This is a genomic window from Bradyrhizobium sp. USDA 4353, assembly GCF_054063215.1.
In genome coordinates, this window is record NZ_JBSSGB010000001.1 from 3,173,326 (window position 1) to 3,190,546 (window position 17,221).

General features: G+C 66.7%; 4 protein-coding genes. 3 read left to right on the top strand and 1 reads right to left on the bottom strand.

Annotation, left to right across the window (positions count from 1 at the left end; translation table 11 throughout):
- The first annotated feature begins 4 nt into the window (after positions 1-4).
- The 3 genes from ACVILH_RS14000 (at position 5) to ACVILH_RS14010 (ending at position 16,534) form a co-directional block, all read left to right on the top strand.
- Positions 5-1,618 (top strand): PEP/pyruvate-binding domain-containing protein, encoded by a 1,614-nt coding sequence (locus ACVILH_RS14000; protein WP_456713408.1) that lies wholly within the window; start codon positions 5-7, stop codon positions 1,616-1,618.
- A 154-nt stretch (positions 1,619-1,772) separates the two neighbouring features.
- Entirely contained in the window at positions 1,773-2,333 is a 561-nt protein-coding gene (locus ACVILH_RS14005; RefSeq protein WP_456713409.1) for an STN domain-containing protein, read from the top strand.
- Positions 2,334-2,458: 125 nt separating this feature from the next.
- Complete coding sequence (locus ACVILH_RS14010) at positions 2,459-16,534, top strand: filamentous haemagglutinin family protein (protein ID WP_456713410.1); 14,076 nt, start codon at positions 2,459-2,461, stop codon at positions 16,532-16,534.
- Between the two features lie 75 nt (positions 16,535-16,609).
- On the opposite strand, the gene ACVILH_RS14015 is transcribed toward ACVILH_RS14010, so the two are convergent.
- Positions 16,610-17,197, bottom strand: a complete 588-nt coding sequence (locus ACVILH_RS14015) for an RNA polymerase sigma factor (protein ID WP_456713411.1) — start codon at positions 17,195-17,197, stop codon at positions 16,610-16,612.
- Positions 17,198-17,221 lie beyond the last annotated feature (24 nt).

Sequence of the window (17,221 nt, forward strand, 5' to 3'; positions counted from 1 at the left end):
TGCAATGACGATCGTACGGATTGGCGATGGCCGGCGTGAGCTGCCCGGCGCCGAACAGGTCGGAGCGAAGGCGGCCAACCTCGCCCGGATGGCCGCGCTGGATCTGCCGGTGCCGCCCGCCTTCGTGCTGCCGGTGCAGCTCTGCGCCGATGTCGTTGCGGGTAAGAGTCAGGCCACGCGTCAGCTCGTCGACGGCTTGAAGGAGGGCATCGCCTTCCTGGAGCAGGCGACGGGAAAATCGTTCGGCTGCTCGCGCAATCCGCTGTTGGTTTCGGTCAGGTCCGGCGCGGCGCGGTCGATGCCCGGCATGCTCGACACCGTCCTGAATGTCGGCTGCACGTCGCGCGCCGTGCGCGGCCTCGTGCGCGCGACCGGACGGCCACGGCTGGCCTGGGACTGCCGCCGGCGCCTGCTCGAGAGCTATGCCGAGACGGTGCTCGGGATCGATCCCGGGCCGCTGGCGGAGCGGTTGACTCAGATGATCGCGGCAGAAGACGCGGCGAATGAGCGCGAGCTCGACAGCGAGGCGCTGGAGCGGCTGGCGTCCGAGGAGCGGCGGCTGCTGGAGGATTCCGACGATGACGGCTGGCTGGAGGACGCCGCGGTCCAGTTGGAGCGCTCGGCGCGGGCGGTCTATCGCTCCTGGACCAGCGAGCGGGCGCGGACCTATCGACGGCTCCAGGGACTGGAGGATCTCAAGGGCACGGCGGTGACGGTGCAGGCCATGGTGTTCGGCAATGGTGGCACCTCGTCGGGCGCGGGCGTTGCATTCTCGCGCGATCCGTCGACGGGCGCGGACACGCCGGTCATCGACGTGCTGTTCGACTCGCAGGGCGAGGACGTGGTGTCTGGCCGGAGGACGCCGGAGACCGAGGCGGCATTGTCACGGACGCTGCCGGAGGTCGCGCAGCAATTGCGCGCGACATTGAAGCGGCTGGAAGGCGAGTTCCGCGACGTCCAGGACATCGAGTTCACCATCGAGGAAGGCCGCCTGTGGATCCTGCAGACGCGCGCCGCCAAGCGCACGCCGCGCGCCGCGCTGCGCATTGCGGTCGATCTGGTGCATGAGCAATTGATCACGCCGCAGCAGGCGCTCGAGCGGATCGCGGGCGTCGATGTCGACGCGCTGACGGAGACCTCGCTCATGGCGACCGGGCAGCCGGCGGCGGTCGGGGTCGCGGCCTCCGGCGGCGTCGCGACGGGGCGGGCGGTCTTTGACAGCGCGTCCGCGGAACGGCTGGCGGCATCCGGTGATCCGGTGATCCTGATCCGTCATGACACCAGCACGGCCGATATCGCCGGCTTTGCCGCGGCAGCGGGGATCGTCACGGCCGTCGGGGCTCGCACCGCGCACGCCTCTCTCGTCGCCCGCCAGATGGGCAAGCCCTGCGTCGTCGGATGTGCTGCGATCCGGATCGACGGCGAGGCGCCCTTGGCGCGGATCGGCGACGCCGTGATTTCGCCGGGCGACTGGATCACGATCGACGGCAATGCCGGCTCCATGTATCTGGGACGCGGCGACATCGTTGCGCGGCGGCCGGACGCCGAGCTTGCGGAGCTGTCGACATGGCGCTCGCTGCACGCCGTCGATGTTGCAGGCGTCGCGCCGGCCGCGTGAGAATTAACGTGGGGGCAGGATGAGCGCGATGCGTCGGACGGCTTCGTGGCATCTCGTTGTCGCTGCGCTCGCTCTCCTCGCCGGCGCGGCAAGTCACGCCGGTGAAGCCACAGGCGATGAGCAGCCGCGCCTGTTCTCGATCCCGGCGCAGCCCTTGGCCACGGCGTTGCAGGCCTTCGGCCAATTGGCCGGGGTTCAATTGCTGTATGAAAGCAAGTCCGCCGAAGGCCGGCAATCCGCCGCGGTGGAGGGCCGCTATACCGCGCATGACGCGTTGATCAGGCTGCTGGCGGGGACCGATCTCAAGGTGCAGTACAGTCGCCCCGGCGCGGTGACGCTGACGCTCGATGCGCCCCAGCGTGTGGAGGGCGCCGCGCCGCGCTTCGGCTCCGACCTGTCGCTAGGCACGATGCACGTCCAGGGCGGAAGTTCGCCATCGGCACCGTCACAGGAGTTCAGCGACTCCGTGCGGATCGACGTCCATAACGCGCTGCGCAACAACCCCAGGACGCGCGACGGCAATTATCGCGCCGTCGTGAATCTGTGGATCAATTCCGAGCGCACTATCGACCAGGTCATGGTGGCGAGCACGACGGGGGATCCCGCGCGCGACACGGCCCTGGTTGCGGCGCTGCGCGGCCTCATGATCAGCCGTCCCCAGCCGCCGGGCATGGCGCAGCCGGTGCGGATCGGGGTCAGCGTGAGGACGCACTGACGACCGGGATCAACCGCCTGCCGAAACTCTTTCAGTCCCGGCCCCGATCGATCGTCTGTTCAGCAGTGAGCCCAGCCGCGACCGGCGGGCGAGCGCGACGATCACGGTGACGTCAGGAGCGGACGATGGCGCAGGGCAGGTCAACGCAGGCGAAGCGCGCTGCAACGGCGGCGCTGCGTCGGCGGCGTGTTGCGCGTTCGCCGATCGAGACCACGCCATCCTGGTCCGCTCCGCTGCAAGCCACGCCAGCGGCTCCGTCCCGTTTCCGCCGGCTGCTCTGGCTCGGCTGCGTGAGCGCCGTCGCGCTGCTCGTAACCGGCGCGGTCGTTCAGGCCCGTCCGCTTGGTGCGACGGGGGCGGCGTCGGCGGCCGCGGCGGCGAGTGCTGCGGCCTCGGCGGCCTCGCAGCAGGCCGCCACGATCGCCAAGCAGTCGCAGGATGCCATGACTCGGGCGGCGGCGGTGCTCAAGGCGATGCAGGCGGCCCAGGCGGCCGCGCGCAACGCCGCGATGGCCGGTGTGTCGACCAGCCTCGGCAACGGCCTGCCGGCGGTGACCGATGGCCTGTCGCCCGGCGGGCTCGTCGTCGATCCGCGCGTCACCAACGCGTCGCAGGCCGGAGCTGCGACCAATCTGTGGACCGGCGCCGATCAGCCGGTGCAGTCGAGCGCGAGCAACGGGCGGACGACCGTCACGATCAACCAGACCGCGCCCCAGGCCATCATGACCTGGTATCAGTTCAATGTCGGGAAAAACACCACGCTGGTCTACAACCAGCAGGGCAATCCCGGCTGGATCGCGCTGAACCGCGTCGATGCGACCGGCAGGCCGAGCCAGATCCTCGGCAACATCAAGGCCGACGGCACCGTCCTGCTGATCAATCCGAACGGCATCATCTTCGGCGGCGGCAGCCAGGTGAATGTCGGCTCGCTGATCGCGACCACCAACGACATTGCCGGAACCTCCGCTGCGGCGGCCGCCTCGGTCTTCTCCGGCACGAGCCCGAGCTACACCCCGCAGAGCGTCACCGCGAACGGCACGTCCTACTCGTTCGCCGCGCCGGCCAATGAAAGCAGTGCCAACGACTACTTCGCGCAGAACGGTCTGTTCGTCACTGCGCCCACGACCTCCAGCACCTCGCTCGTCGGCGAAAAATCCGCCGTCTTCGTGATGGGCGACCAGACGCTGGGATCGGTCGGCGGTGGCGCAATTCAGGTGCAGCCAGGAGCGGGCATCACCATCAATGCCGCGGCTTCGACGACTCGCAACGGTTTTCTGGCTCTGATCGGACCGACGGTCACCAATTCCGGCACGCTGACCGCCAACAACGGCCAGATCATCCTGGCGGCCGGAAGTGGCATCGTGCTCACCGAGCCGCCGTCGACCGCGACGGGCGTGGCGCAGGCTCTGACGGCATCGTCGTTCTCGCCGAGCACGACTCAAGTCTATCTCAACAGCAACGGCGACTACATCCAGCTGTCGCCCGCGGTGGCCACCAAATCGCTTCGGACCGCGCTGCCTAACGGGGCTCTCGCGACGAACGATGGACTGATCGTGTCGAACGACGGCGCCGTCAGCGTGGTGGCCGACAGCATCCGCCAATTGGGCGTGATCGAAGCCACCACGAGCGTCAATCGGCCAGGCTCCATCCGCCTGAGCACCTACTATACCACACCCTCCGCCGATGGCGCGGTCGGCAGCATCGTCCTGGGACCGAGCAGCCTGACCACGATCCTGCCGGATGAGAGCAGCAGCACCATCCCGACCAGCACGGCCACCTCGACCTATGTCGCTGCCTACGTCCAGCCGCAGATCTCCATCAAGGCGAGCGGCGACATCGATGTGCAGGGCAGCTCGGATGGCGCGACAGGCGCCTTTCTCAGGGCGCCCGCAGCGGCGGTCGAGCTGAGCGCCGGAGTGACGAACAGCAGCGGGAGCCCCGTTGTCGGGACGACCGGCACGGTGTTGCTGGAAGCGGGGAGCAGCATCGACCTGTCAGGTCTGGCCGGCGTGCTGCTGCCGACCTCCAACTATCTCCTGACCTTCAAGGTGACTGCGGCAGAGGTCGCCGATACGCCGTTGGCCCGCGGCCTGATCGGCAGCACCGTCACCATCGATTCCAGGCTGAGCGGGACCCGGGCGGACGGCTCGTCCTGGGTCGGCTCGCCGCTGCTCAATGCCCAGGGCTATACGGGTCTCATTCCGAAGACCATCGACGAGCTGTTGACCACGGGCGGAAAGCTCTCGATCTCGGCGGGACAGAACGCGATCACCTTGCCGGGCTCGTCGATCAACCTGTCCGGCGGCTACGTCCAGTATGCTCCCGGATTCGTCGGCACGACCCAAGTGGTCGGATCCAACGGGCGCATCTACAACATCGGCAGCGCGCCGTCGGATCTCAGCTATACCGCTCTCGCCGGCTTCAGCGTCGATCATTCGCGCTGGGGCGTCAGCGAGATCTACGCCAGCGCGCTGTCGCGCGGATATTATGATCCGGGCTACATCTCCGGACGCTCTGCCGGCAGCGTCGGCTTCACCGCCGCGGCGCCGATCCTGGAGGGCTCGTTCGGCTCGGCGATCGTCGCAGGCGAACGCCAGCGCGCCGGACTTGAAGTCATGCCCACCGGCGCCGGCCTCAGCGTCGCTCTGTCGGGGACCAACGCCGCCGCTTACACCGTGCTGCTGGAGCCTACGGCCGACGCCGGACTGGATCCGTTCGGTCTGTCGACGTTCAAGCTGGGCTCATCCTGGACGCCGACGCTGGTCCGGCTTGCCGACGGCACGCTGGCCTTCCCGATCTTCAGCGATCTCCTGACGGGCTCCGCCTTCGGCAGCATCAGCATCGACACCGGCAGCAATGCCATGCTGCAACTGACGGCGGATGCGGCCCTCTCCGTGCGGCCCGGCGGCAGCGTGACGCTCGGCAATGTCGCGCGGATCGATGGAACGATCACGGCGCGGAGCGGCAGCATCTCCCTGACCGGCTCTACGATCGCAAACGGCATCCCGCAGTCCGTCGCGCTTCAGGATCTTCTCGTCACCGGAACGCTGGACGTCAGCGGGCTGTGGGTCAATGACAGCGGTGCCGACACCGGCTCGCTGACGGGGGCGGCCTATGTCAATGGCGGCTCGGTCACGATCACCACGATCGCGAGCGATCTTCCCGAAAAGCAGTTCATCAACAGCGGAACGACCACCGCACAAAAGGATTTCAGCACAGGCCTCAATTATTTCGCCGTCACGTCGATCACGGATACCACGCGCAGCATCAGGTTGGCGCAGGGAAGCGTGATCGATGCATCCAGCGGCGGCTATGTCGATCGCACCGGAGCGATGAAGAAGGGTGCTGACGGACTGCCGCTCGGCAAAGGCGGCAGTGTGACCCTCAAGACTTATGCTGGGGCGTCGTTCGTCACGTCCATCTACGACGTCGCGGCGACCGCGATCGCAGGTCCCGCCGGGGTCGTGGTCGCGGCGGGAGCAGGATTCTATTACTATGCAGACGATGGCAGCGGAGCGCTTATCGCTCCGCTCAGCAGTCGCGCCAACACCTATCTCGAGGGTAGCATCCGCGCCCGGGGCTTCGCGGGCGGTGGCACGTTCACCTTGCAGGCGCCCTATGTTCAGATCGGCGGCACCAGTACCGTCTCCTACACTCCCGGTGAAACGCAGAGCAGCGGCGTCGGCCAGATCAATCTACCGACCTCCTTCTTCAACAACAGCGGGTTCGGCAGCTACGCGCTGATCGGGCTTGCGGAAGCCAATGTCGCCGCGAACACCACGCTGACGCTGCAACAATCGAATCTCCTGAGCCCGGCTTCCGGATCGCTGGCAGGCATCGCGACGAATGCTGCAAAAGCGACCGATCTCGCCCAGGCCGGGACCGTCATCGATGGCCTGCGTAAGCCGGTCAATCTGTCGCTCACGCAGTCCGGCATCGATCTGTCGCAGTCCGGATTTGCCAACGTGACCGGCGGCATCACCATCGCGGCGGGCGCTACGGTCACGACCGATCCCGGCGCATCGGTCAACATCGTCGCCGATCAGGCGATCAGCTTCAAAGGCAGCATCGCGGCCGGCGCAGGCGCTTCGGTCACGCTGGTCTCGAACAAATCGTCCATGACCGTGGCCGGCAATGTCCGGGCGCAGGGCGGGACCGTCAGCATCGCGAGCGCGGGAAATCTCATTATCGCGGCCGGGAGCGTCATCGACGCCAGCGGCGCGTTCGTGCCGGACCCGACGGTGACCCGCTATAAGACGGGCACGATGTATGATGGCGGCACGGTGACGCTGCTCAGCAACAACACCGTCGAGGTGCAGCCGGGCGCGGTGATCGATATCGCCGGTGCGGCGGGGGTGATCGAGGTTCCCACCGGCCGCAGCGTCGAGAGCAGGGCGGTATGGAGCAATGGCGGCGCATTGCAGATCGGAGGCTTCACCGTCTATCTCGGCGGCAGCCTGTTCGCGGCGGGAGGTTCGGCGCTCGCCGCAGGCGGATCGCTGTCGCTCGGCGATTTCGTTCTGCCCGGGACGCTTGCGCCCTACGCCGGGGTCTTCGCAAGCGCGATCTACAACTCCGACACGCAATCGGTGATCGGCGTCAGGTCGGGCATTCTCGTCGCCCAGAGTGGATCGGCGACGCCGTCGACGACGGTGACGCTGACCGCTGACATGATCAACAGCAGCGGACTCGATTCCGTCACCCTTTCGTCGGGCGGCTATTTCCAAGGAAGCGCAAGGCCCGCGACGATCGGCTTCGCTGGTACGACGGACGTCCATGTGCCCGGATCGCTGGTGCTCCATAGCGGTAGCAATCTCATCAGCATCCTTCCGGCGGGTTCGACGCTCGCTGGTCTGTCCAGCACGCCCGCGAGCGTCGGTGGCGCGACCGTCAGCCTGGATGCCGGCTACATCCGCCTGGCGGGAACGACCGCCGAACAACTGACATTGGCTCCCGCGGTGAGGAACGCTGCGGACGGCACGCTCTATGTCGGCTCGGACGGCGCTTCGCATGGCCGCTTCGTCACGCAATGGATCGATCTCCAGGGCAATCTGTCGCTGGCGAACGTGGCCAATGCCACGCTGACCACCGCCGGCTCGGTGCGGCTGCTGCCCGGCCGCTATGGCAGCGAAACCCTCGTGCCCACGGGCTTGACGCTCGGCGGCTCGTTCGTCACACCGGGCCGGCTCACCATCACCGCGGCGGAGATCTTCCCCGCCACCAACACTGCCTTTCTGCTGATGTCGACGATGGCCGTCAGCGACTCCTCGCCGACGCTCACGATCAAGCAATATGCCGGCAGCACGCCGAGCGCTCCGCTCTCGGCTGGCGGAACGCTGGTGCTGGATGCGCAGAACATCGAGCAGGATGGCACGTTGTGGGCGCCGCTCGGCAGCATCGTCGTCGGCCTGCGCTCGGCAGCCGACATGCCGCTGGCGGTGACGAAGGCGGCGGTGTCCTCATCGGCCACGACCTATTCGGGAGCGCTGGTCCAGACCCAATCGGTCACGCTCGGGACCGGCAGCCTGACCGCGGTCTCGACCGGCGGCCTCGACATCCCCTATGGCTCCACGGTCGACGGCGCCACCTGGTACTATGGCCTCGACCTCAACGCGAACGCGACCATCGCCTCGACAAATGCCGTCACGCAGCAAACGGCGGCGCCGGCGAAGTCGATCAGCATCTTCGGTGGGTCGGTCGCGCTCGGCGGGAGCATCGATGCCAGCGGGGGCGGGGACGTCTATGCGGTCGAGTTTGTCGCGGGCACGGGCGGGACGCGCAACGTCCTTCTCAATTACCAGCAGGTATCCACCGTCAGCTCAAGCGGCACGACCCCCAGTCTTGCATCCACCTATGCCGATGGACGGCAGGTGTATGCGCTGGTGCCGGCCTACGAGGCTCAGGTCGCCGCCTACGACCCGGTCTTCAACTCCTATCCCTATTATTCAGGACGGAGCGTGACGTCCGCGGGCCTGACGACGAGCGGCAGCAAGCTGTCCAGCTTCTCGGCGACTGCGATGAACAACGCCACCGGCATATCGCCGGGGACCTCCGTCACCTTGAGCGGCGGCAATGGAATCGCGGCTGGCACCTACGTGCTGCTCCCGGGCATGTACGCGACACTGCCCGGCGCCTACCGCGTGGTCCAGTACACGACGAGCAACGGCACATCGCCCGGCAGCTTCACCGGCGCCGACGGCTCGGTCTACATGACCGGCTCCCTGGGCAATGCGATCACCGGCTCCCGCTCGTCGCAAACCATGCTGTTCCAGCTGCAATCGCAGGCGGTCTGGGGCCAATACTCCAAGATCAACATCACCAGCGGCACCAGCTATTTCTCGAACTATACGGCCAACAATGGTCTCGCTCCGACCGCCTTGCCGGTCGACGGCGGTCTCCTCGTGATCGGCGCCACCAGCAGGCTGACGCTTGGCGGCAACAACAATTTCGCTGCCGGCAGCAGCGATCTCGCACCAACGGTCCAGGGCGCGACGGGACAGATCGACATTGCTGCCGCGAACATTGCAGTCGTCGCCAGCGATCGTCTGGGCCAATTCGGAACCGTCGCCGCCAATGGCGGCTTCACGGCGAGCTCGGCGTTCGCCAACTACCTCTTCCTCGACGCCGACCAGCTCAGCAACTTCGGCGCGGGCAGCGTCCTGATCGGCGGCACGGCGTCCGTCAGCTCTCCAGGGGCCGTCACGGCCGTCGCGCTCAATCTCGAGGTCGCCACTGATGCGGCGCATTCGCTCAGCGGGCCTGAGCTGATCCTCGTCACCCAGGGCGGCGGCAGCAGAGGCCTCACCGTGGACGCCGGCAGCGTCGTGAGCACGAAGGGCACGGTCTCCGGGACGAGCCGCAACATCGCCTTGAGCGGCGACGGCGCGCTGCTGCGGGTCTCGAACGGCAGCATGGTCTCGGTCACGCGCAGTGGCGCCATTGGGACCGGCAGCTTTGCGATCGGCACGAACGTCGGAACGTCACAACTGGTAGCCGGCGCCGGCGTCGTGATCACGGCCGGCAACTCGCTGATGATCGACACCAGCGGGTCCGGTGCATTTGCGCCTGATCGCGTGAATGGCGGCGCGGCCGCAGCGGGCGTCACGCTCAAGGCGTCGAACCTGTCGGTTGCAGCGAACACGTTCAATTTCGGCCCCGAGGGATTGACGGCGAGCGGCCTGAATCTGACATCGGCTCAGTTCAACAGCCTGTTTGCCGGCGCCTCGTCGGTGACCCTGCGCAGCAACGCCGGGTTCGATTTCTACGCGCAGACGGGTCTGACGCTCGGCGATACCGCCAACCCGATCGGGACGCTGACATTCGACGGATCCGGCTTCTACAGCATCGGCAACAACACCGCAGGCGCGGGTGCTGCGGATTGCTCGGCCTACTGTGCCACCATCGCGGCCACCAACATCACCCTGATCAACAGCCGCGGCGCGTCCGGGGTCAGCTCCGATGCGTCCGTCACCGCGGGAGCGGGCGGCACGCTGAATCTCAATGCAACCAAGGTGATCACCGCCGACGCCGGCGCCAAGAGCTTCGGCGGGTTCAGCAAGGTCAATTGGACCGCGGGCGAGAGCATCGCTTTTGCTGGAACCGGCAGCATCGATGCCGCCGCCGCCACCGCGACGGCAAAGTTCAATCTCAGCTCGATCGCGATCAGCAGCGCCGGGACCGGCTACACCAGCGTGCCGACAGTCACGATCGCCGGTTCTGGTGGAACCACCGCGACCGGCACGGCGCTGCTCGGCATCGTGTCGTTCAACGTGTCGACCACCGGCACCGGGTCGGGTTATCGCGCAAGTGATCTGGTCACCATCAAGGACACCCTCACAGGGGCCACAGCCACTGGAACAGCCGTGGTCAACTCAACCGGAGCGATCACCGGGGTCAACATCATCTCGGGCGGATCCGGCTTCAGCGGCGTGCTCGCCAATCTGAGCGTCACGGTCACGACCGGCGGCACGGGGGCCGCGATCGGCACTGCAGCCGTACCGACCGCCGGGCTTCAGCCGCAGTTCGGCGTCGTCGGCGTGAACGTGCAGGGAGGCGCCGGCTTTACGGGAATTCCGACGGTCACGATTTCCGGTGGCGGTGGCTCCGGCGCTGCGGCGCAGGCGGTCACGACCGTGAGTTCGCTGACCGTGGCCAATGGCGGCACCGGCTTTACGAGCGCGCCGATCGTCACCATCACCGGAGGCGGCGGCTCCGGCGCAACGGCGACCGCCACGCTCGGCGGCTCGGCGGTGTCTGGACTGACCTTGACCAATGGCGGTACCGGCTACACCAGCGCCCCGACGATCTCGATCTGGGGCGGCACCGATCTCACTCTGTCGACGCCCGATGTTGTGGTGAAAGCCGGCGCAAGCCAGACCATCACCGCCCGTGGCAATGTGGTGATGCAGGGCAACGGCTCCGCCAGCACTTTCGGCAGCGATGGCAACATCAGCGGCAGTCTGGCCCTGACGGGGGCCTCGATCACGGCGCGCAATGGCGTGCAGATCGATGCCGCCGGCGGCAAGGTCAGCTTGATAGCGGCGACCGGTGACGTTGTCCTCGCTTCGGGGGCTGCGATCAAGGCCCCCGGTCTGCGTCTGGCGGTGAACAATCAGCTCGTGGACACGCCAGCGGGCAGCGTGCAGCTGACGTCTAATCTCGGCAATGTCAGCGTCGTCGGCGCCAGCGTCGACGTCTCCAACCCCTATGCCGGCTACGCAGGCTCGCTTGCGATCCAGACCGGCAACAACGGCACCACCGGCATCGCCACCCTGGCGGGCACCCTGAACGGATCGGCGCAGTTCAACGATCTCGGCGGCAATTTCAGCCTGCTCGCCGGCGGTCTAGCCGGCGCGCTGCCGCTCGACGGCACGAGTCCGAACTTCTCCGGCAGCTTCACCGTGACGCTGCAGACCGGCAACATCGAGCTTGCTGCGGGCACCAGCCTGACCTCGCGCAATGTCCAGCTGACCGCCAATGCCGGCAGCGTCAATGTCGGCGGCACGATCGACGCGCGCGGCCTGAGCGGCGGGCAGATTTCGCTGTTCGGCACGGGAACGCTGCCCTCCTCGTCGGGCTGCACGACCTCCTGTGGCGTGTGGCTGCAATCATCGGCGCGGCTGCTGGCAAGCGCCGTCACCCAGGGCGACGCCGCGTTCGGCCGCTATTCCTCGGTCGACAATGGAGCGACCAATCCCAGCGGCGGCACCATCACGCTGGCGACGACCGGAACGCCGACGGCGGGCGGATATGATCCGACCTACGGCTTCCAGCAGGTGACCAGCGCCAATTCGGGCTGGATCAAGGTCGATGCGGGCGCGCTGCTGGACGTCAGCGGCGGCCCGACCGCGCCGGCCGGGCAGGTCATCGTGCGCGCGCCGCTGCTCAGCGACTACACGGTCAATGTGCGCTTCAAGGGCAGCGTCGTGACCAACGGCTCAACGCCTGGCGGCGGGCTGGCCTTGAACGCCTACGCCACCTGGAGCACCACCGACAACACGACCGGCGGCACGCATTTCGACGGCATCATCGATCCCGCCGGCTGGTTCGACGGCACCGGCACGCGCGTTGCAGGGACCGTGATCGCCGGCGATACGATCAGCTACAGCACGACGACGACCTTCACCGCGGTGCCGACGATTCTGGTCGGCGGCGCCAGCGGCGTGGCCACCGCGATCATGACCACTCAGACGGGGAATCTTACGCCGACAGCAGCCAACAAGGGGTCGGGCTTCGGCACAGCGACTCGAACTTGCAAGGGCGGTGGTGCGACATGGACCTGCTATTCCGATCCCGCTATGACGCTCAATCCTGTCGTCGTGACATTGACGGGGGGCGGCGCTGGAAGCGGCCTGGTCGTAACCAAGGTGACGGTCAGTGCAGGTGCCGTCCAGTCGGTCACGGTGGATAACACTGCCGCCATCGGCTACACCAGTCCGGTCACGCTGACCGTGACGGGCGGCACGACGGCGGCGACCGTCACCACGAACCTGGTCATCGCCGGGCTCATCGCCACCAATCCGAACACGACCTACGCCGGGTCCCCCGCCCCGACCGTCACGGCCAACGGCGTGACCCTCACGGCCAAGTACACGGTCAACCAGCCCTATTCGTTGTCGCAGACGACCAGCGTCGCCCAGGGCATCGGCATCTTCGTGCCGACGACGGCCTATGCCAATCACGTCAATTTCTACCAGGGCACGCTGACCGGCTTCGTCCAGAAGTCGCTGGCGAGCTCGGTCGCTGCGGGGAACGGCGACGCGTTCGACTTCGCCAGCGGCCTCGGCGCCATCCTGCATGTGCGCCCCGAAATCGTGCTGTCGAACCCGTCGACCTCGATCAATGGCGGCAACGTCACCGTGGCCAGCAACTGGAATCTCGGGGGCGTGAAAGGCCTGGTGAACGCCACGGCCTTCACCGCGGTCAACGGCACGCTGGTCAGCGCCAACACCGTCATCACCGATGCCGCCGGCAAGCTCCTCTCCAATTACACGAACTATACGGGGCAACTGGTCGCGACGGTACAGACGCCGCTGGCCTATCGCACCGCGGCCGGCGAGCCGGGATCTCTGACCCTGCGGGCCGTCAACGACGTCGCCGTCAAGGCGACCATCAGCGACGGCTTCTTTGAGACCCGCGACTATTTCGGCGGTTCGGTGGCCGTGGCCGACCTGATCGCCAACAATCCGGCCCGGTCGGGCAACGTGGCGGACTACAACACGACGGCGGCCGCTGATCTGATGACGCGGGTCCAGGGCGTCAACAACGGCTCGTTCTCGATCAACCTGGTCGCCGGCGCGGCGTTCACCAGCGCTCGCGACACCACGGTGAACCCGTACGCGGTGGCTCCTGTGTCGGCGCTCACGGCAAGCCGCACCGGGAATGTGACGATCGACGGCCACTTGTATTCGCCAGTCACGACGACGTCGGGAACGACGACGACGACATCGCTCCGGATGATCCCGACACTGGTGCGAACCGGGACGGGAAGCATCACCATCGCTGCCGCCGGCAACTTCCAACTACTCGACAAGTCCGCGCCCGGCGCTGTCTACACGGCGGGTGCGGCGACATCGACGCCGGCCGATTTCACCGCTCTGACGCTTCCGTCCAATGCCAATTGTGCCGGGCTCAATTGTGCGAACGGCTATGTGAGCACTCCGTCCTGGGCAACTGGCGGCGGCTCGGTGTCGATCACCGTGGGGCAATCGATCATCGGTGTGGAGACGCCGATCGACGACGCGGCGGGCTCGCAGACCGGCACGGCCTATCAGTCGATGATGCAGCTGTGGAGCAACTGGTACTTCCACGGCGGCTGGGGCAATGGGACGGCGACGCCGTTCGCCAACTGCAACTTCCTGACGAGCTGCCAGACGGCCGCCTGGATCAATTACGCCACGTTCTTCCAGGGCATAGGCGTGCTCGGCGGCGGCAATGCGACGCTCGTGGCCGGCGCCGACATCAGGCAGACTGCGGTCTCGCTGCCTGAAACGCTCGTCGTCGCAGGAGGCATCACGACCGCCGATCCGGCGCACATCGTGACCTATGGCGGCGGCAACCTCGTGATTCAGGCCGGCGGCAACCTGCAGAGCGGCAATATGCTGGTCGGACTCGGCAGCGGCCGTATCAAGGTCGCCGGCGCGGTCAGCGCGGACCCGAACACGTCGCTCTCGGCGACGCTCCAGACCGGAAATTCCAATGCCACAGCGAAGGGCAAGAACACGTCGCCGACCGGCAAGCCGCTCGATCTGATCCTGGGCGTGCAGAACGGCTTCATTGGCGTCGTTTCCGGCGGCGGCATCAGCCTGCTCTCGGTCTACGACCCTGCGCAGCTGCCCGTGGTGACGCTCGTTCCCGGCGCTTTCACCGGCGTTCTTCCGATTGCGTCGACCACCTCCACTCTGTCCTGGATGGGAACGCCGTTCACCAGCTACGGGGCCCAGAGCGGGATTGACCTGACCGCCGTGTCCGGCGACATCACGATCGCAACCGCAACTGCGTCTTCGCTGGTGTCGAAAGGAACGAGCTATGGTTCGAATGTCCCATCGATCTACCCCGCCAGCCTCGACATCATGGCTTTGAGCGGGTCGATCATCATCGGTGGGCAGACCATCAACATCGTCCCAATCCCGAGCGCGAATGGTTCAGCTTCGGGGACGCTTTCGCTGCTGGCAGCCCAGTCGATCACTTTCAGCGGGGGGGCAAAACTCGTCATGCCGGATCTCCTGACCGGAGCGTCCAGCCTCTACGTGCATGGCGCCGCCACCGGGCCAAGCTACATCAATCCGCTTGGGCAGACCTTTGCCGATCTGACCCAAGCGCTTCATGCCAATGACCCGGTGCCGGTGATCATCGCCGCCGGGCAGGACATCACGTTCGCAAGCACGGCCAGCCTGACGCTGATCAAGCCGGCGGACATGACTGCGGGCAACAACATTCTCTCCGTAATCACGCCGACATCGGCGGTCGACGGCGTTCCGCAGACCAACACCGGACAGGCCACCATCACCTTCCAGAACAATAATTCCGTCGACGTCACGTCGCTGGTGGCAGGAAACTCGATCATCGGCGGCTCCTATACGCTCTATGGCCCGGGATCGTGGCTGGTCCAGGCCGGGCGCAACATCGGTCCGCTCCGCCAGAGCCTGAACGGCTACGCGGGATTGATCGCGGCGGGCAACGGCAGCAACTCCGGCACCAATGCGGACCTGACGACGACGAAGCTCGTCAAGTACTTGCCGAACCGGAGTGCCGACATCTACGTTCTTGCCGGTGTGAAGCCGGCGGGCACGAATTATGCGGCAGTGATCGCCGAATATGTCGATCCCGCCCGCTCAGCTACCAGTGGAATCGATCTGCTCCGACTCATCGCCGCCAAGCTGAACGATGGGCTCGATCCCGCCAAGAGCTGGGACGCCAACGCCCGCGCTCAGGCATGGCGCGACTTCAACGCACTCGCCGTCGACAAGCAGAACGCGCTCGTCGATCAGGCCTTGGGCAGCTACTTCGGAACCGGCGCGCGGGCCAACTACGTGGCCTTCGTCAATCAATACGTGGTGCGTTCCCCGCAGGAGGTCGGTTTCGATTTCCTCGCAGACATCGCCGGCGTGCTCGGAATCAGCCGTGAGGCGGCGAGCGCGAGATTCGCCACGATCGCGGCGGGAGGCGATACGCTGAGCTTGCGCGAGAAGCTCGCCATCAATAGCAGCTTCAGCGACTTCCTCATCCAGGTCGGCAAGGATCACAACGATCCGGCCAGCGCCTACGCCGGTCAGTATGGCCGCGCCTATGCCGCGATCGCGACGCTGTTCCCGGCGTCGCTCGGCTATACCGATAACCGCTCCGTCAACGGCGTCAATGGCGCCGCCAATCGCGTCGTGACCGGCACGATCTCGCTCGGCGGCTCGGTCCTGGAGACCCAGATGGGCAGCGACATCAACATCCTGGTGCCCGGCGGCAACATCAATGTCGGCCGCAATGGACGCGACCTGCTGTCTCCGATCCAGGAAGGAATTCTCACGCTCGCCGGCGGGACGATCCGCGGCTACAGCGACGGCACGATCCAGCTCGCGCAGAGCCGCATGATGACTCTTCAGGGCGGCGACATCGATCTGTTCTCCGCAAATGGCGACATCAATGCCGGTCAAGGCTCCAAGACCTATGCGGCAAGTGCGCCGCAGCAGACCATCTGTGACGCCAACGGCTATTGCTATTTGAATCCGACCGGGCTGGTGACCGGCGCCGGCATCGCAGCGCTGATCACGTTGAACGGGCAGGATCCGACCAAGAGCAATGTCAACCTGTACGCGCCGACCGGCACGATCGACGCGGGCTCGGCCGGCATCCGTGTCGCCGGCGATCTCAGCCTGGGTGCGGCGCGCGTCCTCAATGCCTTCAACATCAATGTGCAGGGCTCTGCGACAGGAATTCCCACGGTCGCGCCGCCGCCGGTGGCGGCATTGACTCTCGGCAACAACACCGTGGCCGCCCCGCAGAAGCTCGCGCCCTCGCAACAGCCGTCCGCAGACGGGCGGGCCTCCGTCATCATCGTCGAAGTGCTCGGCTATGGCGGCAGCGGCCAGGGAAATTCCGGCGGTGAAGCTCCCGCGCGCAGTGGAGGCGGTGCTACGCCGTCTCAGAGCAACAGCGCCAAACCGCAGGACTGCACCGACGGCGCGGGGGAGTGTCGGTCCCGACCTTGATGCAGCCGTTGTGTCGACGCAGCGGGCGCCAGAGTTGTGGCGGATCATCGCGCGAGGCGCGGTCCGGCTCGCCGGCTAGCCGGTGTCCTCCAGCGCAGGAGTCCACGGGCGCAGGGCAGGGCGGTGAGCATCGCTGCGCGACGGCAGCCGGCGCTCCAGCGATCGCTCGAGCTGGCTCGCACAATAGAGCAGCGCCTCGCGCAGCTCGACCTGTATGCGGCGCACGGACACGCGGTGTCGCTGCGCGATCTGATGCACCGATTGCTCGTCGACGAAGGTGGCGAAGATGATATCGCGCTGGCGCGCCGACAGCCGCGGCAGGATGCGGCTCAGGGCCGCGATCTCCGAGCGGGACTCGACGATGCGGGCCGGATCGGGGGAGTCGTCGGGAATGTCCAGCAGCGCGTCGATCTCGGATGTCGTAAGCCTGCGGCTCTCGGCGACGCGCCGGTTGTTCGCAAGATTGAGCGCCGTCCGGAACAGATAGGCGCGTGGACTTTGCACGGCACCAACGTCGTTGCCGCATTCCAGGCGAAGGAACGTATCCTGAAGCGCCTCGCCCGCCAGCTCGGTCGAACCCAACCGCCGTGCGAGTCGCCGTTTCAGATCGTCATAGCCATCGATCAGCGCGTTGAGCAGCGCCGCTCGGCCCGAATCCCGCATCTCTGAAACGCCCGCCCCAGGGTG